Annotated in this window: 18 protein-coding genes; 7 read left to right on the forward strand and 11 right to left on the reverse strand. The window is 28.8% G+C overall.

The features are described from left to right. Nucleotides 1-20: 20 nt before the first annotated feature. The gene (gcvP, locus tag R3X25_RS07390) at nt 21-2,864 is read right to left on the reverse strand and encodes an aminomethyl-transferring glycine dehydrogenase (protein ID WP_317673440.1); all 2,844 of its coding nucleotides are present in this window, start codon (nt 2,862-2,864) and stop codon (nt 21-23) included. Nucleotides 2,865-3,002: 138 nt separating this feature from the next. On the opposite strand from gcvP, the gene R3X25_RS07395 reads away from it, so the two are divergent. After that, complete coding sequence (locus R3X25_RS07395) at nt 3,003-3,830, forward strand: hypothetical protein (RefSeq protein ID WP_317673442.1); 828 nt, start codon at nt 3,003-3,005, stop codon at nt 3,828-3,830. Between the two features lie 3 nt (nt 3,831-3,833). After that, on the forward strand, nt 3,834-4,646 hold the full coding sequence (locus R3X25_RS07400; RefSeq protein WP_317673444.1) for a class I SAM-dependent methyltransferase: 813 nt from the start codon (nt 3,834-3,836) through the stop codon (nt 4,644-4,646). Nucleotides 4,647-4,696: 50 nt separating this feature from the next. Here the strand turns inward: R3X25_RS07400 and R3X25_RS07405 are convergent, their stop codons facing one another. Both R3X25_RS07405 and R3X25_RS07410 read right to left on the reverse strand, forming a co-directional pair. Next, nucleotides 4,697-5,470, reverse strand: a complete 774-nt coding sequence (locus R3X25_RS07405; RefSeq protein WP_317673446.1) for a zinc ribbon domain-containing protein — start codon at nt 5,468-5,470, stop codon at nt 4,697-4,699. A gap of 1 nt (nt 5,471) precedes the next feature. Next, nucleotides 5,472-6,566 carry a Nif3-like dinuclear metal center hexameric protein gene (locus R3X25_RS07410; RefSeq protein ID WP_317673448.1) on the reverse strand — a complete coding sequence of 365 codons (1,095 nt, stop codon included), beginning with the start codon at nt 6,564-6,566 and terminating at the stop codon, nt 5,472-5,474. 91 nt (nt 6,567-6,657) lie between these two features. Here R3X25_RS07410 and lpxK point away from each other — a divergent pair, with 91 nt between their 5' ends. Genes lpxK through R3X25_RS07425 form a run of 3 tightly spaced genes read left to right on the forward strand, consistent with a single transcriptional unit; the run spans nt 6,658 to nt 8,981 of the window. Then, nucleotides 6,658-7,695 (forward strand): tetraacyldisaccharide 4'-kinase, encoded by a 1,038-nt coding sequence (gene lpxK / locus R3X25_RS07415; protein ID WP_317673450.1) that lies wholly within the window; start codon nt 6,658-6,660, stop codon nt 7,693-7,695. Then, nucleotides 7,667-8,476, forward strand: a complete 810-nt coding sequence (locus tag R3X25_RS07420) for a purine-nucleoside phosphorylase (protein ID WP_317673452.1) — start codon at nt 7,667-7,669, stop codon at nt 8,474-8,476. The genes lpxK and R3X25_RS07420 overlap by 29 nt, the downstream gene beginning before the upstream one ends. Before the next feature lie 40 nt (nt 8,477-8,516). After that, nucleotides 8,517-8,981 (forward strand): thioredoxin family protein, encoded by a 465-nt coding sequence (locus R3X25_RS07425; RefSeq protein ID WP_317673454.1) that lies wholly within the window; start codon nt 8,517-8,519, stop codon nt 8,979-8,981. A gap of 418 nt (nt 8,982-9,399) precedes the next feature. Here R3X25_RS07425 and R3X25_RS07430 read toward each other — a convergent pair whose 3' ends face one another. The 5 genes from R3X25_RS07430 to R3X25_RS07450 form a co-directional block, all read right to left on the reverse strand. After that, entirely contained in the window at nt 9,400-10,635 is a 1,236-nt protein-coding gene (locus R3X25_RS07430; protein WP_317673456.1) for an OmpA family protein, read from the reverse strand. Between the two features lie 151 nt (nt 10,636-10,786). Beyond that, a complete protein-coding gene (locus R3X25_RS07435; RefSeq protein ID WP_317674325.1) occupies nt 10,787-11,683 on the reverse strand; it encodes an exopolyphosphatase in 897 nt (298 codons plus the stop codon). A gap of 5 nt (nt 11,684-11,688) precedes the next feature. Beyond that, complete coding sequence (locus tag R3X25_RS07440; protein WP_317673458.1) at nt 11,689-12,177, reverse strand: SixA phosphatase family protein; 489 nt, start codon at nt 12,175-12,177, stop codon at nt 11,689-11,691. 39 nt (nt 12,178-12,216) lie between these two features. Beyond that, nucleotides 12,217-12,864, reverse strand: coding sequence for a pyridoxamine 5'-phosphate oxidase (gene pdxH / locus R3X25_RS07445; RefSeq protein WP_317673460.1), 648 nt, complete (start codon nt 12,862-12,864; stop codon nt 12,217-12,219). A gap of 37 nt (nt 12,865-12,901) precedes the next feature. Further along, nucleotides 12,902-14,362 carry a sodium:solute symporter gene (locus R3X25_RS07450; protein WP_317673462.1) on the reverse strand — a complete coding sequence of 487 codons (1,461 nt, stop codon included), beginning with the start codon at nt 14,360-14,362 and terminating at the stop codon, nt 12,902-12,904. Between the two features lie 75 nt (nt 14,363-14,437). Here R3X25_RS07450 and recR point away from each other — a divergent pair, with 75 nt between their 5' ends. Beyond that, nucleotides 14,438-15,049: a recombination mediator RecR gene (gene recR, locus R3X25_RS07455; RefSeq protein ID WP_317673465.1), complete on the forward strand. Its 612-nt coding sequence runs from the start codon at nt 14,438-14,440 to the stop codon at nt 15,047-15,049. Between the two features lie 3 nt (nt 15,050-15,052). Beyond that, nucleotides 15,053-16,210: a glycosyltransferase family 2 protein gene (locus tag R3X25_RS07460; protein ID WP_317673467.1), complete on the forward strand. Its 1,158-nt coding sequence runs from the start codon at nt 15,053-15,055 to the stop codon at nt 16,208-16,210. Here the strand turns inward: R3X25_RS07460 and R3X25_RS07465 are convergent. From R3X25_RS07465 to R3X25_RS07475, 3 genes are read right to left on the reverse strand one after another with little or no spacing between them, the layout of a single operon-like run. Further along, entirely contained in the window at nt 16,203-18,266 is a 2,064-nt protein-coding gene (locus tag R3X25_RS07465) for an acetate--CoA ligase family protein (RefSeq protein ID WP_317673469.1), read from the reverse strand. The two genes, R3X25_RS07460 and R3X25_RS07465, sit on opposite strands and share 8 nt — an antisense overlap. An 11-nt stretch (nt 18,267-18,277) precedes the next feature. Further along, on the reverse strand, nt 18,278-18,862 hold the full coding sequence (locus tag R3X25_RS07470; protein ID WP_317673471.1) for an indolepyruvate oxidoreductase subunit beta: 585 nt from the start codon (nt 18,860-18,862) through the stop codon (nt 18,278-18,280). Nucleotides 18,863-18,878: 16 nt separating this feature from the next. After that, nucleotides 18,879-20,498, reverse strand: coding sequence for a thiamine pyrophosphate-dependent enzyme (locus R3X25_RS07475; protein WP_317673473.1), 1,620 nt, complete (start codon nt 20,496-20,498; stop codon nt 18,879-18,881). Between the last annotated feature and the right edge of the window lie 118 nt (nt 20,499-20,616).

Genomic DNA, 20,616 nt, shown 5'->3' on the forward strand with positions numbered 1-20,616 from the left:
TAAAATATGTATTAAAATAATTAATTTTCCATGTAATCTTCAATAGGATTACAAGAACATATTAAATTTCTATCTCCATAAGCATCATCAACTCTTCTAACTGCTGGCCAAAATTTATTTTCTTTCAAATAATCTAAAGGATATGCAGCTTCGTTTCTGGTGTAATTAAAATTCCATTCATCTGAAGTTAACATTTCAAGAGTGTGTGGAGCATTTTTTATAACCGAATTTTCAATATCAGTAATAGCTTCTATTTCTTTTTTAATATTTATTAAAGCATCACAAAATCTATCTAATTCTGCTTTGTTTTCACTTTCTGTTGGCTCAATCATTAATGTTCCTGCAACCGGAAAAGATACGGTTGGAGCATGGAAACCATAATCCATTAATCGTTTTGCAACATCAACAACTTCAATTCCTTTTGATTTAAATTTTCTAAAATCAACAATCATCTCATGTGCAGCAAACCCTTGTTCGCCAGCATATAAAATATTATAATGTTCTTGTAGTTTTACTCTTAAGTAATTTGCGTTTAAAATAGCTTTAATAGTAGAGTCTTTTAAGCCTTCAGAGCCTAGCATTTTAATGTAGCTATACGAAATTAATAATACCAAGGCAGAACCCCAAGGAGCAGAGGAGATGGCTGTAATAGCTTTATTTCCTCCAGTAGGAATTATTGGATTTGAGGGTAGAAAAGGTGCTAAATGTTTTGCAACACAAATAGGACCAACTCCAGGTCCACCACCGCCATGTGGAATGGCAAATGTTTTATGTAAATTTAAATGACATACATCTGCACCAATAGTAGCTGGATTTGTAATTCCAACTTGAGCATTCATATTGGCGCCATCCATATAAACTTGACCTCCATTTTTATGAATTAATTCTGTGATTTCGATAATACTACTTTCAAAAACACCATGTGTAGATGGGTAGGTTACCATTAGAGCTGCTAAATTATCTTTATATAGTTCTGCTTTTTCACGTATATCATTAACATCAATATTACCTTCTTCAGTGGCTTTGGTAACAATTACTTTCATTCCAGCCATTACAGCAGAAGCAGGATTTGTTCCATGAGCAGATGAAGGAATTAAGCATATATTTCGGTGAGCTTCATTATTTGATTTATGATACGCTTTTATAACCATTAGTCCAGCATATTCACCTTGTGCACCTGAATTTGGTTGTAGTGAAGTAGCATAAAAACCTGTAATTTCATTTAAGGCAGCTTCTAGCTCTTCAAATACTTGGTGATACCCTTTTGCTTGATCAGCTGGAACAAATGGATGAATACTTCCCCAAACAGGCCAACTTAAAGGCAACATTTCTGTTGCTGCATTTAATTTCATTGTGCATGAACCTAGAGATATCATAGAATGATTTAATGATAAATCTTTTCGTTCTAGTTTTTTAATATAGCGCATCATTTCAGTTTCTGAGTGGTATTTATCAAAAACTTCATTCGTCATAAAACTGCTTGTACGTTTTAAATTTTCATCAATAGAAAATTCTTCATTTTGAACAACAATAGTTTCTTTATTTTCAGCTTTAGCTATAATTGCTATAATTTCATTAATATCTTCTAAAGTAGAAGTTTCATTAATTGAAATTAAGATTTGATTATTTGTAGGATAAAAGAAGTTAACTTTTTTAGCTTCAGATAATTCTTTAATTTTTTTAGAATCTGAAACATCAACTAATAAGGTGTCAAAAAATGTTTGGTTATTTTGTGTTAAACCAATTTGTTTTAATCCTTTATTTAATGTTGAAGTTAGATTGAATATTTTGGATGTTATAAATTTTAATCCTTTTGGTCCGTGATAAACTCCATACATTCCGGCCATTACAGCTAAAAGAACTTGTGCTGTACATATATTAGAAGTTGCTTTTTCACGTTTTATATGTTGCTCTCTAGTTTGCAGCGCCATACGTAAAGCTCGTTTGCCATCTTTGTCTTGCGTTACACCTATTATTCTTCCCGGAATATTACGTTTGTATGCTTCTTTAGTAGCATAATAACCTGCATGTGGACCTCCGTAACCCATTGGAATTCCAAAACGTTGTGTAGTTCCAACAACAACATCTGCGCCCCATTCTCCCGGAGGCGTTAACAAGGCTAAACTTAATAAATCTGCTGCAACAACAACTCTAGCTTCTACAGAGTTTGCTTTTTCTACAAAGTTTTTATAATTGCTTACAGTACCATATTTTGTTGGATATTGAACAATAGCACCAAAAACATTTTCTAAAAATTCAAATTCTGAATGGTTTCCAAAAATTAATTCAATACCAAAAGGTAAAGCTCTTGTTTTAAGTACATCAATAGTTTGAGGATATAAATCTTCAGAAACAAAAAATGTATTTGCATTACTTTTCTTTTGTGCTCTAGAACGTGTGTTATAAAGCATAATCATAGCTTCTGCTGCTGCAGTACCTTCATCTAAAAGAGATGCGTTAGCCAAATCCATTCCGGTTAAATCAGAAACCATAGTTTGGTAATTTAACAAAGCTTCTAATCTTCCTTGTGAAATTTCGGCTTGATAAGGAGTATATGCTGTATACCAACCTGGGTTTTCTAAAATATTACGTTGAATAACTCCTGGTAATATTGTTGGATGATAACCTAAACCAATGTATGTTTTATAGATATGGTTTTTTTTGGAAACTTCTCTAATGTGTTTTATATACTGAAACTCACTCATAGCTTCAGGTAATTTCAACTCATTTTTTAATAAAATATCATCAGGAATTGTTTTGTACATCAATTCGTTAATTGATTCAACTCCAATAGTTTTCAGCATTTCAGAAACCTCGTTGTTTCTTGGTCCAACGTGTCTTAAAACAAAAGAATTTGTATTCATTTATACTAGTTAAATAGGTTATGTTTTGTGTCTCAAAATTACTGAAATTAAGTGCATGTTTTTAAGTCAGATTTAATAAATTTCAATATTTTGTTAACCATAGAATTTGAATTATTAACAATTAATTACATTTGCTAAATGGGTTTTTTTAAGAAAATTCTTAATTTCTATATTTTTAGTAATATTCACGTAGCTATTGCTGGTTTTTGTATTGTAAAAATTACATTACTTAAATATTCTATTATAGAGAATTTAGTACCGTTTTTTGTGGCGTTTTCAATTGTGGTTTCTTATAATTTTATTAGATATTATGAAATTAAAACGAATAGATTAAAGTGGTTTAAAAGTTGGTTTGAGACATATAAAATATTTATATTTTTAGTGAGTATTATTTCATTAATATTAGGAAGTATTCTTCTTTTAAAAATGAATTTAGATACTAAATCAACAAGCCTTCTTTTGCTTTTTTATTTAATTACATTGTTTTATGTAATTCCATTTTCAAAAAAGAATAAAAAAGAATTCTCTTTTAGAAATTTTCCATTTATAAAAATTTACAGTATTGCTTTTGCTTGGGCTGGAGTTACGGTTTTATTTACACTTTCTGTATATAATATTGAATTTACGGCAGATGTTTGGATTGAATTTCTACAACGATTTTTAATTTTAATTGTAATAACGCTACCTTTTGATATTCGAGATTTATTAACAGATCCAAAAGAATTAAAAACAATTCCTCAAACGTTAGGTGTTTTAAAATCAAAATATTACGGAAGCATTTTGTTGGTTGTTTTTTATGGTTTAGAATTTTTGAAGGGTAATCCACTTTTAAAAAGCACATTATTAATAGCAATAATTACATTTATATTTTTATTGTTTTCTACTCCAAAAAATAATAGATTTTATACAGCATTATGGGTAGAATCTATTCCCATTTTTTGGTTAATAATTTTAATGTATTTTTAAACAATGAAAAATAAATATGATACTTATTTTAAAGTAAATAAAGAAACTTGGAATAAAAAAGTAGCAATACATACAAAATCTGATTTCTATAATTTGAAAGAATTTATTAATGGGAAAACATCGTTAAATAAATTAGAATTAGATGAGCTTGGAGAAGTAAAAGGAAAAAAGTTATTGCATTTACAATGTCATTTTGGACAAGATACATTAAGTTTTTCTAGAATGGGAGCACAATGTACTGGAATAGATTTATCTAATGAAGGCATTAAAAAAGCTAAAGAGTTAAATAAAAAACGGGGTTTAGATGCTACATTTATAGAAAGTAATGTGTACAATGTTTCTGAAAATGTGAAAGGTAAATTTGATATTGTTTTCACTTCGTATGGAGTAGTAGGTTGGTTGCCCGATTTAAAAATATGGGCAAATATTATTTCAGAAAAATTGAATAAAGGAGGAGTTTTTTATATGGTTGAATTTCATCCAATTGTTTGGATGTTTGATTACACATTGGAAAAACCAACAATGAAATATCCTTATTTAAAAAGCGATGTTATTTACGAAGAGTACGAAGGCACATATGCTGAAAATGGTGAAGAAAAAATGATAAGTAAAGAGTATGGATGGAATCATGGGTTAGGAGAGGTAATATCATCATTAAGTGAGGCTGGGTTAACTATTGAATTTTTACATGAGTTTAATGAATCACCTTATAACTGTTTACCAGAAATGGTTGAAAATAAAAATGGAATGTATGTTTTTGAAAAAAATCCAGAAATGTTTCCACTTGTTTACACAATTAAAGCAACTAAAAAATAAAAAAAGGCTTCCAAAATGGAAGCCTTTTTTATTTATATGTGTTTTAAAAATTAACTAAAAAGTTTGTCAATTTTTTCTTTTTCTTCTTCAGCAAGTGCTCCATCAACTAAAATTCTTCCACTATGCTCATCTGTAATAATTTTTTTTCTACCAGCAATCTCAACTTGACGTTGTGGTGGAATTGTAAAGAATGAACCACCAGAAGCTCCACGTTCAATAGAAACAACAGCTAAACCATTTTTAACATTTGTTCTAATTCTTGAGTATGCTTTTAATAAATGATCGTCAATAAGATCTCCGTATTCTTTAGATTTTTTAGTTAAAAGCTCTTCTTCCTTAACGGTTTCATTCATAATTGCTTTTAAATCATCAGATTTATGTTTTAATAAATCGTCTTGTTGAGCAATTTTTTCTTTAGTAGCAGTAATTACTTCATTTTTTTGTTCAATTTTAACTTTAAACTCTTTAATGCGTTTTTCTGCTAATTGAATTTCTAACTCTTGGTATTCAACTTCTTTACTTAATGAGTTAAACTCTCTGTTATTTCTAACATTTTTTTGTTGTTCACCGTATTTTTTAATTAAAGCTTTAGCTTCTTCAATTACTTGCTTTTTAGCTGTAATATCATTTTTAAGATTTGTTACATCTTCAACTTGGTTAGAAAGCCTTTTATTCAATCCAACAATTGCATCTTCTAAATCTTCTATTTCTAAAGGTAATTCACCTCTTACATTTCTAATTTCATCAATTCTAGAATCAATTAATTGTAAGTCGTAAAGAGCTCTTAATTTTTCTTCAACCGTAACTTCTTTCTTTTTAGCCATATTATAAGTAATAAATTGGATTTGTGTTTTTTTCCGACAAAATGATTGCAAAATTAGGAAATTTTTTTGTAAGTATGTCTACTAAAAGATTTTTTGTGAACTGTTCACTCTCATAATGACCAATATCTGCAATAATTAGTTTGTTTTCAGCTTTATAAAATTCATGGTATTTTACATCAGCAGTAATATAAATGTCTGCGCTGTTGGCAATTGCATTTTCAATAGCAAAACTTCCTGAACCTCCTAAAACTGCAACTTTTTTAATGGGTTTACCTATTAATTTAGAGTGACGAATACCTTTTGCCTTCATTGTTTTTTTTAAATATTGAAGAAATTCAACCTCATTAACTTCTTTTTCGAGTTCTCCAACCATTCCCATACCAATTTCTTGGTTGTTATTTTCTAATAAAACAATATCATAAGCAACTTCTTCGTAAGGATGCGTTTCAAACAATGCTTTTAGAATATTTTTTTCTTTATGTTTTTCAAAAATTACACTAATAAAAGTTTCTTTTTCTGAATGAAATTCTCCTTTATTTCCAATAGTTGGGTTAGAGTTTTCATTTCCTCTATACGTTCCTACACCTTTAGTGTTAAAACTGCAATTATCATAGTTTCCAATATTCCCAGCGCCAGCTTTAAAAAGTGAATTTCTTACTATTTCTGCATTTTCAATAGGAGCATAGGTTGTAAGTTTTTTTATGGTATTTTTTTGAGGTATTAAAATTTTAGTATTGGTTAAACCTAAAACTTCACATATTTTAGCATTAACACCTTTAATGGAATTGTCTAAAGCTGTATGCATTGCATAAATTGCAATATTATTTTTTATAGCTTTTAAAACAACACGTTCTACATAATTTGATCCGTTTAATTTTTTTAAGCCAGAAAAAATAATTGGATGAAAACTAACAATTAGATTACATTTTTTTTCAATCGCTTCTTCAATTATGTTTTCTAAAGTGTCTAATGTAACTAAAACTCCAGTTACTTTAGTTTTATAATTTCCAACTAATAAACCAACATTATCAAAACCTTCAGCATAGCTTAAAGGCGCAATTTCTTCAATACAATTGGTAATATCTTTAATATTCATATCTAATTATTGTATACAAATATAAAATATACAATATAAAGTAGCTGTATCTATATGTAAAAATTACTATTAATTCGTAATTTTGTAATAAGTGAAAACAATTAGAAAAATATTATACCCATTTTCATTACTATATGGAGCAATTACAAGTACTAGAAATCACTTGTACAATGCTCAAATACTTACGTCTACTAAATTTAAAACTCCAACAATTGTGGTTGGGAATTTAAGTGTTGGAGGAACTGGAAAAACTCCTCAAATAGAATATTTAATTCGTTTATTAAAAAGTAATTTTGAAATAGCGGTTTTAAGTAGAGGTTATAAACGCAAAACTAAAGGTTTTTTATTAGCTGATGAGAAGGTAAACGCGCAACTAATAGGTGATGAACCATATCAATATTTTACTAAATTTAAAAATATTAAAGTTGCAGTTGATGCTGATAGAGTAAATGGAATTCAACAATTAATACAATTAAATAACAAATTAGATGTTGTTTTGTTAGATGATGCTTTTCAACATAGAAAAGTTGAAGCTGGATTTAATATTTTATTGACTTCGTATAACGATTTATATGTTGATGATAAAATGTTGCCAACAGGTAATTTAAGAGAAAAAGTGTCTGGAGCCGAAAGAGCAAAAGCAATTATTGTTACAAAATGCCCTTCAGATTTAACCGAAGAAAAACAATTTGAAGTTGCAAAAAGGTTAAATCCAACATTGTACCAAACGGTTTTTTTTACAACAATAGAGTATGATGATGTAATTAAAGGAAGTTCAAAAATTAAAGTAGACGATTTAAATAATTACGAAGTTTTATTAATTACAGGAATTGCAAATCCAAAACCTTTAACTAATTTTTTAAAAGAAAAAAAGGTTGTTTTTAATCATATGAAATTTGCAGATCACTATTTTTTTACTGAAGGAGATGCTGCAGAAATCGAATTAAAATTTAGTAAAATAAAATCAAAAAATAAGATAATATTAACAACAGAGAAAGATTATGTGCGTATTTTTGAAAAGTTTGAAAAATTGCATTATTTACCTATAAAAACAGAATTTATTAATCATAAAAAAGATTTTGACAATCTAATATTAGAATATGTGGGAACAAGTTCAAGAAACAGTTAGTTTTTTAAAAAATAAAGGAATTACCAAGCCAGATTACGGAATAATTTTAGGGACAGGGTTAGGGAATTTAGCAGAAAAAATAGAAGCAGATATAGTAATCCCGTATAATGAAATACCAAATTTTCCAGTATCAACAGTACAAGGACATTCTGGAGAATTAATATTTGGTAGTATTGGAACAAAAAAAGTTGTTGCAATGCGAGGGAGATTTCACTATTATGAAGGATGGACAATTCAACAAACAGTTTTTCCTGTACGTGTTATGAAATTTTTAGGCGTTGATAATTTAATTGTTTCAAATGCTTCAGGAGGCGTAAATCCAGATTTTAAAGTTGGTGATATTATGATAATTACAGATCATATTAATATGATGCCAGATCATCCACTTCATGGAAAAAACGATGAGCGTTTTGGACCAAGATTTGTAGATATGCACGAGCCTTACAGTCAAAAAATGATTGCAAAAATGGAAGCTTTAGCAGAAAAATTAGCAATTAAAGTACATAAAGGAATTTATTTAGCATTACAAGGTCCAACTTTTGAAACTCCTGCTGAATATAAAATGGTTAAAATTTTGGGAGCTGATGCTGTTGGAATGTCAACAGTTCCAGAAGTAATTGTTGCCAAACATATGGGAATAACTTGTTTTGGAGTTTCAGTTATTACGGATTTAGGTGTTGAAGGAATTGTAGAGGCAGTTTCTCATGAAGAAGTACAGGAAGTTGCTAAAAAATCAGAAAAAATAGTAGGTAAATTAGTAGAAGAATTTATAAAAAGTTAATTTGGCATTATTTTAGCTTTGTTAATTTTAAATTTTTAGAATGAGAAAAATATTTTTAAGTTGTTTAATTGTAGTTGGTTCTATTTGTTTTATACATGCACAAGATAGTGTAGAAGTAGCTTCTAATTTAGATTGGGAACAAAGTTTTAAAAAAGCAGAAAAAATTTCAAAGAAGAAAAATAAACCTATACTTATATTTTTTACAGGTTCAGATTGGTGTGGACCTTGTAAAATGTTAGTGGAGGATTTTTTTAATACAAGTAAATTTGGTCAGTTATCAGATAAATTTGTTCTTTACGAAGCAGATTTTCCAAGAAGCACAGATTTAGTTACTAAAGAGCAACAAGCATACAATAAACAGCTGCAGTCTAAATATAAGATTCATTCATATCCAACAATTGTTGTTGTTGGTTCTAATGGAAATGAAATTTCGCGTAAAAAAGGATATAATTTAATGCGAGATTCTAGTTATCATTTTAGTTTTATAGAAAGTATTATTAAATAAAATTATTGATATTTATAATATAAAAAAAGCCACTATTTAGTGGTTTTTTTGTTTTTATATTGTTTTGAGATAGTAAATAAAAGCTATTAAATTAAGATTCTTAAAATAGGTAAAAGGTTCTATTAGATTCAAAAATTATATTAATTTGATTATCTAATTTATAAGTTTGAGTAATTTTAGTATCTATTAAGTTTATACAAGTGTTTAAAGAATAACAAGAGTTAGTTATAAATAATAAGGTTATTGAACTTATTTAGAATGGTAGAATTTATTTGATGGAAATGAATTTTTAATAGAATAAAAGCCAAGTTTACAATAAAATATAGGTGTTTAATTTAATAGATACTTTTAATAGTGAAGATAAGCCATAAAAAAACCCGCTAATTAGCGGGTTTTTTTGTTTTATGTTGTTTAGAAATTATTGGTTAATAACTCTAAATTCAGTTCTACGGTTAGCTAAATGCTCACGTTCAGTACAAGTTACACCATCAGCACATCTGTTAGTTAAACGAGTTTCTCCGTAACCTTTAGCAATTAATTGACTAGAGTTAACACCTTTTGCCATTAAATAATTAACAACAGCTTGTGCTCTTCTATCAGATAAATCTTGGTTGCTAGAATTTGAACCTCTTGCATCTGTATGAGAAGCTATTTCAGCTTTAACTCCAGTTTTTAAGATAGGTAATAATCTAGTATCAATAATATTCTTTGCAGCAGGAGTTAAAGTAGCACTACCTAAATTCCAGTTAATTGGAAGTGGGCTATACTCTAATAATTCACACTCAACTTCTTTCCAAGTAGTTAATCCACCTTTTGTAACTAAAACTTCTTTAGTTACAGTTTTAAATTGTGAAGGAACTGTTACAGCTTCTTCCCAAGCATCTTTAACTAATACAGTTTTCTTAATTGTTGAATATTCAGCAGGAATATCAATAACTCTAGTTGAAGGAGGCGTTACCATAACTGTTTTCTTAACAACTTTAGTAATTTCTGGAATTTCAATTCTTTTAGTTGTAGGCTCTTTAGCAACAACTGTTTTCTTATAAGTTTTGTCAAAACCAGGTACTTCAGATTTAACGGTATGTGCGTCAACATCTAATTTAGTTTGAGGAATTGTAACAAATTCAGCAGCAATTGGTTTGTAACACCAGTATCTACAATCGTCTGGATTACTAGATTCACAATCAGGAGCTTTGTCGCTCATTTGCCAAACTGCAGTTGCAGGTTTAACTTCGATTGTTTGAGAATCAGATCTAAATGTTGCAGGAATAACTTTTAATTTATTTGCATCATCTTTAGCTGTATAAGTTAATGTTTCAGAACCAAATGATCCAGGAACAACTTCTAATTTATAACTAGCTTCTTTAACTGTAACAATAACATCTCTTGTTTCGTAAACTGCAGGAACTAATTTTAATTGTTTACTTGCTTCTTTAACTAAAACTCTTTCAGTTTCTGTTTTGTACTCTGCAGGATGTGTTACAATTTTTTTGTAAGCTGCTTGAGTTTCAATAGTTACATCTTGATTTTTCCATACATCTGGAGTTTTACATCGAACGTAACATTTTCCAGGTTCTGGGTTTGTTGGTAAATCTTGTGCGTAAGCACTTGCTCCAAACACTAAAAGTGTAATTGAAAATAATAGTTTTCTCATAATTTTATTTGTATATTAAATTGATTAGTAAAATACTTTATACAACAACTATGACACAAGGAAGGGAGTGTTGGTCACAATTTTTATGTAAATTTAATTAAAAAAAATTAAAAAACTAAAAGTTTAAGTTATATCTTGATTAGTAATGAGGTTATATTTTGTTGTTGTAGAGACTTTTAACAATACCATCAGCTAATCCAATTTTTGGAACATAAATCTTTTTTCCACCGCTCCATTTCATAGCGTTTAAATAAATTTTTGTTGCAGGTATAATAACATCAGCTCTATCTGGATTTAAATCTAACTCTCTAATACGTTCAGAATATGTCATTTTTTTTAGAAAATGGTATTGAGATTTTATATATATATATGAAAGAGGTTTTCCAGGTAGTTTTCCAGAAAGTTTAAAAAGCTTATTAATATTTCCTCCAGAACCAATTAAAATTGGTTTTTTTAATAATTTGGTGTTTTCTAAAATCCAACATTCCATATCGTCCCAGATAGGTTTAAACGATTTTTGTTTGTTTAGAAGTCTAACAGTACCAATTTTAAACGATTTTGAATTTATTATTTTTCCATTAGAAAAAATAGTAATTTCTGTACTTCCACCACCAACATCTATATATAAGTAAGATTTGTCATTTTCAATAATAGCACTTAAATCTGTTGAAAATATAATAGCAGCTTCTTTTTTACCATTAATAATATTTATGTTTATAGCAGCTTCTTTACTAATTTGTTCAACAATATCTTTTCCATTTGAAGCATCTCTCATTGCTGAAGTAGCACATGCATAATATTTTTTTACTCCGTGAACATCCATTAATAGTTTAAAAGCCTTCATAGCTTTAATCATTCGGTTTTTGTTTTCGTCAGAAATTTTTCCTTTTATAAAAGAATCTTCACCTAAACGGATTGGAACACGAACTAAAGCTGATTTTTTAAAGCTAGGTTGATCTATTTTAGTATCTGTAATTACATTGGCTACTAATAAACGTATTGCGTTTGAGCCAATATCAATTCCAGCAAGTTTTTCAATTTTCAAAATATATTCTATTTATAATTTTTTGGAAATTCAGTTAAAAAAGTTTCACCTGATTTTATATTTTTCCAATGCTCTGTATCAAATTTAATTCCAATAACTCCACAAGTTGGTACATGAAATATTTTTTTACTTCCAAATTTATTTACAAAATCATTTATTCCATGATCATGACTAAAAATAATGGCTGAATCAAATCCGTCATCTAAAGCTTTAACAGTTTTAATTAAATAACCATCGCTAAAACTATATAGCGATTTGCTAATTTTTAAGTTGGATAAAGGGTAATTAAATGTGTAACTGAAAATCATTCCTGTATGAAGCGCTCTATTTGCACAACTTGCAACAAATACATCTGGACATGATACTTTTTTTTGAAGTACACTTGAAATTAAGTAAGCATCGTTTATGCCTCTTTGTTTTAGAGGTCTATCAATATCTTTTACACCTTCATATTCCCAAGAGGATTTTGCGTGTCTAACAATGTAAATGGTTTTCATGTATTACTCTGTTGCATTAGTGATGTTCAAATATAAAAATTATGGAGCTAAACGTTCAATTTTCCATTCAAAATTTTCTTGAAGGGTAAATTTTATTCTATCATGCATTCTATTTGGTCTTCCTTGCCAAAATTCAATGGTTTGAGGTCTAACTATATATCCTCCCCAATGTGGCGGACGCGTAATTTCTTTTCCTTCAAATTTTTCTTCAAAATCTTTTAGTCTTTTGTCCAAATACGATCTTGATGCTACTGGTTGGCTTTGGTCTGAAGCCCAAGCTCCAAGTTTGCTTCCATCAGGTCTGCTTTCAAAATAACCATCGGATAGGTTTTCAGAAATTTTTTCTGCTTCACCTTGAATAATAATTTGACGTTCTATAGTGTTCCAAAAAAATGATAGACATACTTTTGGGTTTTTTTCAATAGCTTTTCCTTTATCACTATTATAATTTGTGTAAAATATAAAGCCTTCCCAAGTGTATTTTTTTAGTAAAACTACTCTGCTTTTAGGAATTCCGTCTAATCCAATAGTTGAAATAGTCATAGCGTTAGGTTCTATATCTCCTCCAAATTCATCAACTTCATAAAACCATTTTTGAAATACTTCCATAGGATTGTCGGAAATCTCATTAATTGAGAGTTCCTTTTTTTGGTAGACTTTTCTATAGTTTCCTAAATCTTTTTCCATGCGGCAAAATTAAAATGTTTAGTAGTTTAAATAGAATTTATTTTGATTTTTTTAAAAATAATAAACCAATAAAAGTAAATATTCCGTTTACAATTAATAATTCGTATCCAAAAATATAACCGTTAAAAAGTTCTTTGGAATAATCATTTAAAAAATAAGTTGCAATTACAGAAATAATAGCAACAATCCATACAAACTTATCGTGAATATTAAATTTGGTAAAAATTCCAAAAGCAAATAATCCTAAAAGTGGACCGTACGTGTAAGATGCTACTTGTAATAAACTACTTATTACATTGTCTTCTAAAACATATTTAAATATTATTATTACAAGTACTAAAACTATTGAAATTACAATATGTGTTTTTTTACGAATACTTTTTTGTTTCGATTTCTCTTTAGTTTCTATATCTAAAAAATCAATGCAATATGATGTTGTTAATGAAGTTAAAGCACTATCTGCACTTGAGTAGGCAGCAGCAATTAAACCGAGAATAAAAATAAAACCAATTGTGAGTCCTAAACCACCGTTTAAAGCAATTTCTGGGAACAATAAATCTGTTTTAGCATTTCCATCAACTAGTGGAATTTGAATGCCAAATTTTTCTGCATATATAAATAGGAGAGCACCAAGTGTTAAAAAAACAAAGTTTACAAAAATTAAAACTATTCCTAATGAAATTACATTCCATTGCGCTTCTTTAGTGTTTTTACAAGTTAAGTTTTTCTGCATCATATCTTGGTCTAAACCAGTCATAGCTATTGCAATAAACATTCCGCCTAAAAACGATTTTAGAAAATGTTTTTTATCGTTAAAGTCTTCATTAAAAATAATTTGACTGTAATTATTAAATTCTTCAGAGGAGAAAATTTCAGATAAAGACCAATTTAATTTAGTAAGAATAATAGAAATAGTTGCAATTACAGCAAATAGCATAAAAATTGTTTGTAATGTATCTGTCCAAACAATGGTTTTAATTCCTCCTTTAAAGGTGTACACCCAAATTAATAATATAGAAAGAATTACTGTTATTTCAAATGGAACATTCCAAGCATCAAACATAAAATATTGTAGAACCGAAGCAACTAAAAATAATCTAAATGAAGCTCCTAAAACTCGTGATACAAAAAAGAAAAAAGCACCTGTTTTATGTGATACTGTTCCAAATCTATGTTTTAAAAACTCGTAAATAGAAGTAACTTCTAGCTTATAATAAATAGGAAGTAATACATAAGCAATAGTTAAATAGCCAAATAAATAACCAATTACAATTTGCATATAGCTAAATTGAGAACTAGCTACCCAGCCCGGAACCGATATAAAAGTGACACCAGAAAGCGATGCACCAACCATTCCAAAAGCAACTACATACCAAGGAGATTTTTTATTTGCTTTAAAAAAAGTATCATTGCTATCATTTTTTCCTGTGAAGTAGGCAATTGTTAATAGAATTCCAAAATAGGCAACAATTAAAAGTAAAATATAAATGGGCTGCATTTAGATGTTTTTAAATTTGGTAACAAAGAAACTAAAATTATTGAGAATATCGTTTGCAAATAGTACATTTGCGTAATGAATTTTTCTTCAAAACTTTTGGAAAATGCTGTAAATGAAGTGTCTCAATTACCAGGAATAGGTAAAAGAACAGCACTTCGGTTAGTATTACATTTATTAAAACAGCCAAAAGAGCATACACATCATTTAGCTTCAGCACTTAATAATTTAGTAGATGAAATTAAATTATGTAGAAAATGTCATAATATTTCGGATGTTGAATTGTGCGAAATTTGTGCAAACCCAATGAGAAATGAAGAAATTGTATGTGTTGTAGAAGACATTAGAGATGTAATGGCTATAGAAAATACAGCGCAGTTTAAAGGTTTGTATCATGTTTTAGGAGGTAAAATTTCACCAATTGAAGGAATTGGACCACAAAATTTAACTATTGATAGTTTAATTGAAAAGGTAAAAGAAGGTACAATAAAAGAAGTTATTTTTGCGTTAAGCTCAACTATTGAAGGAGATACTACAAATTTTTATATTTTTAAACAATTAGAAAAATTTGAAATAAATACATCAACTATTGCAAGAGGAATATCAGTTGGTGATGAATTAGAATATGCTGATGAGGTAACACTTGGAAGAAGTATTTTAAATAGAATTCCTTTCGAAAAATCGCTATAATAAATGGATATTTCAGTTGTAATTGTAAATTATAATGTTCAATACTTTTTGGAGCAATGTATTTTAAGTGTACAAGCAGCTTCAAAAAATTGTATAACTGAAATTATAGTTGTAGATAATAATTCAAAAGATGGAAGCTGTGAAATGCTTCAAAAAAAATATCCTTCAGTAATACTAATTGCAAACAAAAATAACACGGGGTTTTCAAAAGCAAATAACCAAGGAGTTGAAATTGCTACTGGGAAATACGTTCTTATATTAAATCCTGATACAGTTTTAGCTGAAGATACTTTTGATAAATTGTTGTTATTTGCAAAAAAACGTTCAAATATTGGAATTATAGGAGTAAAATTAGTGGACGGAACAGGAAAGTTTTTACCTGAAAGCAAAAGAGGAATTCCAACACCTAGAGTCTCGTTTAATAAGTTATTTGGGGTTTCTAGTAAACAAACAGGAAAGTATTATGCAACGCATATTAATGAAAATGAAACTGGAGTTGTTGATGTTTTAGTAGGTGCATTTATGTTTATTAAAAAAGTAGTTTATATAGAAGTTAAAGGCTTTGATGAAGATTACTTTATGTACGGAGAAGATATTGATTTAAGCTACAAAGTTAAGGTTAAAGGATATCAGAATTACTATTTGGCAGATACGCAAGTGATTCATTATAAAGGTGAAAGTACTAAAAAAGATATTAAATATTTGAAATATTTTTTAGGAGCCATGAAGATTTTTTATAAAAAACATTTTAGACTGAATTTGTTATATGATTTTACCATGAGTTTAGGAATTCAGATTTGGTATTTAATGAAGTTTTTAAAATTCAGATTTTATAATGAAGAAAAACCTTTAGAAGCAAAAAATCTACTTTTATTTACTGAAAATAAGCATATTATTAATAGTTTAAAAGAAAAATATTTAGTTATAACAAAAAGTCTTGCTGAAAATATTGAACAAGTAAAAAGCATTATATCTAATGAAAAAATAGATAAAGTTGTGTTTGATAATGATGAGATTTCTAATAAAAAAATTATATGTAGCTTACAGGAATTAAAAAATCAGAACGTAGCATTTAAAATACATCCAAGAACTACAAATTATATAATTGGAAGTACTTGTTCTGAAAAAAGGGGAGAAGTAGAGTTTGTAAAAACTAATTAGTTTTTTCAATCCTAATTCTCGCATCTACAGCAAATATTTCTTTTGAATTTCCCATTAAAGGATTTAAATCTAATTCAACTATTTCAGGTGCAATTTCAACTAATTGAGACACTTTTGTAATTATTTCAGTAAATAAATTTTTATTCACACCTTCTTGATTTCTAACACCTTGAATTATTTTGTAAGATTTTAAATTTCTTATCATTGTTGTTGCTTCTTCTTTAGAAACAGGAGCTAAACAAGCTCGAGTATCTTTTAAAATTTCAATAAAAATTCCACCTAAACCAATTAAAACTAAATGTCCGAATTTACCTTCTTTTTTAGCTCCAATAAATAATTCAGTTCCATTTTTCATAGGTTGAATTAGCACAGCTTTGGCATTTTTAATTTGCATTATTTGGTCGAATGCAGTTGTTAACTTTTCTTCAGAATTTATATTTAAAAAAATTCCGCCAACATCACTTTTATGTAATGGTCCAACAACTTTCATAACTACAGGAAATCCAAAATTTGTTATCGCTATTTTGCATTCTTCTTTAGATGTGCAAATTTTTTCTTCAACCATTGGAATTGTTGCTGCAACTAATAGTTCTCTAACTTTATTTGGATGTAAATACCCATTTTTAGAAGTTTCAATAATTGTTCTAATTGTATTTTCTTTAATCTGAAAAATGGGCTTTTCTTGGTTAATTGGTTTTTTTGTATTGTAGATTTTAGCTAAAGCATTTCCGAATAGCACTTCATCAGGAAAATTAATATTTCCGTAAGTTATAAATTCTTCAATTTCATTTTTAGCATTAACTAACGAGGGTAAAACAGGATAAATAGGTTTTTTACATTGTTGTATTTTACTGTTTAAAACCTTGTAAACTTCAGATACATTAAATAATCCTGGACTTCCAAAAATTACAACCATTGCATCAATTTCAGTGAATTTTTTATCACAAAAATCTATAATAATACCTAATTGCTCTGCCGTTCCAGTAGCTAAAAAATCTATTGGATTTGATACTGATGAACCTGGATACAATTGAGATAACAAATCAGATTTATTCTCATTTTTAATTTCAGGAACCTTTAATCCGTTTTTTGAAAGCGCGTCAGTTAACATTACTGCAGGACCTCCAGCGTGCGTAATAATTGCAATTTTTTTTCCTTTTAATTCAGGTTGCATAAAAATAGAAGCAACCGTAATTAATTCATTTTTGCTAAAGCATCTTACAATTCCTGCTTTTTTAAATAAAGCATCAACTGCTACATCAGAATTCGCTAAAGCGCCAGTATGTGAACTTGCAGCTCTACTTCCAGCGTCAGAACTTCCAGCTTTAATCGCTGCAATTTTACAGCCTTTTTGAATAAGTGATTTCGCATGTTTTAACAATTTTGGTGGATTGTTAACGCTTTCAATATATAGTAATTTTACTTTTGAACTATTATTAGAATCAAATGTTTCATCTAAATGTTGTAAAACTTCTTCAACTCCAATTTGCGCAGAGTTTCCAACTGAATAAACACTTGAAAAAGTTAATCCAGTTGACAATGCAGCTTCCATAATAAATACTGCAGTGGCTCCAGATCCTGAAATAAAATCAACTCCTTTTGGATCTAGTTTTGGAATTGGAGTTGTAAAAACACCTGTATAATTCTGATTAATTAAACCAATATTATTTGGGCCTAAAAGAGTTCCGCCAACTTTTTTAATTTCTTCAACTAGTTGTTGTTCTAAAATTCTACCTTCTTCACTTGTTTCGCTAAAACCTGCGGAGAAAATAATAAATCCTTTTGTGTTTTTTTGTTGCGCTAAAATTTGAACAGTTTCCAAAGTGTATTTAGCAGCAATTGCAATAATTGCAACATCAATATTCGGAATTTCTGAAACATGTTTATAGCATTGTACACCTTGTACTTCAGTTTCTTTTGGGTTAACAGCAATTAATTCGCCTTTAAAATTATGAGCTAGTAAGTTTTTTAAAACGCTTCCTCCGGGAGTGTGAGTGTTATTGGAAGCTCCAACTACTACAATACTTTTAGGATTTAAAAATTTTGAGTGCAACATGTGTTTTGTTTTTATACAGCTAATGAAGAAGCTATTTCTTTTCCTTTTTCAAAAGCTTCTAAATTTTTAGTTACAATTTTTTCGCCTTTGCGTTCAAATAAGTTTTTTATAGCTTTTTTTAAACTTTCTTTACTTAAAGGTAGTAGAGAAGATGCAGCTCCTAACAAAACAATATTTGTTGCTTTGGCGTTTCCTAAATCTTTTGCAATTTTTTTTGCATCAATTAAAATAGTGTTTGGATGCGATTGAATTTCAGCATATAAATCTTTTAATTCAGGATAGTTTGTAATATTTAAAAACGGATTTGAATCGGTAATTAAAAAACCTTTCTTTTTTAAAAAAGGCAAGTAACGTAGTAATTCCATAGGTTCAACAGAAATTATAACGTCAGCTTTTCCTTTAGGAATTAAATCTGAATAAATTTCTTTATCTGAAATTCTAACATGAGATTGAACAGCTCCACCACGTTGACTCATTCCATGAACTTCAGATTGTTTTATATTTAAATTACTAGCTAAAGTTGCTGTATCTATTATGGCTGCAATGGTTAAAATTCCTTGTCCACCAACACCTGATAATATTATATTTGATTTCATTTTCTGAATTTTTTAATTACACCGTTTCTTTTTCTATTTCTCTTATTCTTGCTTTCATTGCTTTTGGAATTTGAATACAAGGACGTTGAGCAATTACTACCGAAACACCTTTATATTTTAACTCTTGTCTTATAGTGTCAATATTTTTTTCCATATTTTTATGAAGCGGAGTTATAAGTTTTAAATGTTCTTTTTCAACTCCAATTCCTTTACAAATTGAAACTAATCTACCAGAAGCTGCTGAATCTTGAGTTCCAGTCATAGCAACCGCTGAATTATCAGAAATTATAACTGTTATTGGTGTTTTTTCAATAACTGCATCTAATAATCCCGTCATCCCAGAATGCGTAAAAGTAGAATCTCCAATAATTGCAATAGCAGGATGAATTCCAGCATCTGCAGCTCCTTTAGCCATAGTGATAGAAGCTCCCATATCTATTAAAGTATTAATACTTTGAAAAGGAGGAAGAACACCAAGCGCATAACAGCCAATATCTCCAAAAACTTGTTGGCTATTCATTTCTTTTCCAAGTACGTTAATGGCATCAAATAAATCTCGATGCGGACATCCAACACATAATTCTGGTGGGCGACTAGAAACTACTTCTGGAATTTCTTCAACATTTTTAGGTGCAAAACCAAGTGCTTTTGAAATATTATCTGGATTTAATTCTCCAACTCTATTTAAATGTCCTGTTAACCTACCAATAACTTTTCTTTTTTTAGCTTCTCCTAAAAAATCACCAACTAATTCTTCAATAAATGGGTAGCCATCTTCTAAAATTAATATCTTTTTACAGTTTTTAAAAAGTTTCTTTATTTTCTTTTTTGGCATTGGGTATTGCGAAATTTTCAAAATTGGATAAGGGCAGCCACCATCTTCAAAATCTTCCATTAAATAATTAAAGGCAATTCCAGAAGCTATAATTCCCATTGAAGTATTAGGACCATCTATATATTTATTAAATGGACTATTTTCTGAACGTTTTCTATTATCGCTTTGAATATCAATTAAATGCTGATATCTTTTTCTGGCATAGAACGGAATTAATTGAAATTGATGAGGATCTTTTGGTAATTGAATTTCTTTTTGTTCTTCTCTTTTAGAGGTTGTAATTCCAGCTCTAGAATGTGATAATCTGGTTACCATTCTAATTAAAACTGGCAATCCTACTTTTTCTGAAAGGTTAAAAGCATAACGTGTTATATCATAAGTTTCTTGCTGGGTTGAAGGTTCTAAAATTGGAATTAAAGCAAAACGACCATAATACCTAGAATCTTGCTCATTTTGTGATGAATGCATGGATGGATCATCTGCAACAACTACTACAAAACCTCCATTAATTCCTGAAATAGACATGTTCATAAATACATCGGCAGCAACATTTAATCCAACATGTTTCATAACAGCCATAACTCTTTTACCAGCATACGACATTCCTAAAGCTGCTTCCATTGCTGTTTTTTCATTCACTGACCATTTAGAGTGAATATTTAATTGTTTAGCTAGTTCTGATTTTTGAATATATTCTGTAATTTCAGTGGATGGAGTTCCAGGGTAAGCATATACGCCAGAAATTCCTGAATCGATAGCTGCTTGAGCTAATGCTTCATTACCTAAAAAAAGTTGTTTCATTTCATTAAATTTTTAAGAAATATGATGAAAAACAACAGTATTTACAGATAACCTTTTAATACTGAAGTTGATAAATACACATTCCGTATTTTTTGTTAATATAATTAGGTGAATTATT

The organism is Lutibacter sp. TH_r2, from assembly GCF_033101135.1.
In the GTDB taxonomy this organism is placed as follows: domain Bacteria; phylum Bacteroidota; class Bacteroidia; order Flavobacteriales; family Flavobacteriaceae; genus Lutibacter.

Excerpts from the sequence above, each read along its gene's own strand:
- gcvP (WP_317673440.1), bottom strand. The coding sequence starts at position 2,864 with ATGAATACAAATTCTTTTGTTTTAAGACACGTTGGACCAAGAAACAAC.
- R3X25_RS07395 (WP_317673442.1), top strand. The coding sequence starts at position 3,003 with ATGGGTTTTTTTAAGAAAATTCTTAATTTCTATATTTTTAGTAATATT.
- R3X25_RS07400 (WP_317673444.1), top strand. The coding sequence starts at position 3,834 with ATGAAAAATAAATATGATACTTATTTTAAAGTAAATAAAGAAACTTGG.
- R3X25_RS07405 (WP_317673446.1), bottom strand. The coding sequence starts at position 5,470 with ATGGCTAAAAAGAAAGAAGTTACGGTTGAAGAAAAATTAAGAGCTCTT.
- R3X25_RS07410 (WP_317673448.1), bottom strand. The coding sequence starts at position 6,566 with ATGAATATTAAAGATATTACCAATTGTATTGAAGAAATTGCGCCTTTA.
- R3X25_RS07420 (WP_317673452.1), top strand. The coding sequence starts at position 7,667 with ATGTGGGAACAAGTTCAAGAAACAGTTAGTTTTTTAAAAAATAAAGGA.
- R3X25_RS07425 (WP_317673454.1), top strand. The coding sequence starts at position 8,517 with ATGAGAAAAATATTTTTAAGTTGTTTAATTGTAGTTGGTTCTATTTGT.
- R3X25_RS07430 (WP_317673456.1), bottom strand. The coding sequence starts at position 10,635 with ATGAGAAAACTATTATTTTCAATTACACTTTTAGTGTTTGGAGCAAGT.
- R3X25_RS07440 (WP_317673458.1), bottom strand. The coding sequence starts at position 12,177 with ATGAAAACCATTTACATTGTTAGACACGCAAAATCCTCTTGGGAATAT.
- pdxH (WP_317673460.1), bottom strand. The coding sequence starts at position 12,864 with ATGGAAAAAGATTTAGGAAACTATAGAAAAGTCTACCAAAAAAAGGAA.
- R3X25_RS07450 (WP_317673462.1), bottom strand. The coding sequence starts at position 14,362 with ATGCAGCCCATTTATATTTTACTTTTAATTGTTGCCTATTTTGGAATT.
- recR (WP_317673465.1), top strand. The coding sequence starts at position 14,438 with ATGAATTTTTCTTCAAAACTTTTGGAAAATGCTGTAAATGAAGTGTCT.
- R3X25_RS07460 (WP_317673467.1), top strand. The coding sequence starts at position 15,053 with ATGGATATTTCAGTTGTAATTGTAAATTATAATGTTCAATACTTTTTG.
- R3X25_RS07465 (WP_317673469.1), bottom strand. The coding sequence starts at position 18,266 with ATGTTGCACTCAAAATTTTTAAATCCTAAAAGTATTGTAGTAGTTGGA.
- R3X25_RS07470 (WP_317673471.1), bottom strand. The coding sequence starts at position 18,862 with ATGAAATCAAATATAATATTATCAGGTGTTGGTGGACAAGGAATTTTA.
- R3X25_RS07475 (WP_317673473.1), bottom strand. The coding sequence starts at position 20,498 with ATGAAACAACTTTTTTTAGGTAATGAAGCATTAGCTCAAGCAGCTATC.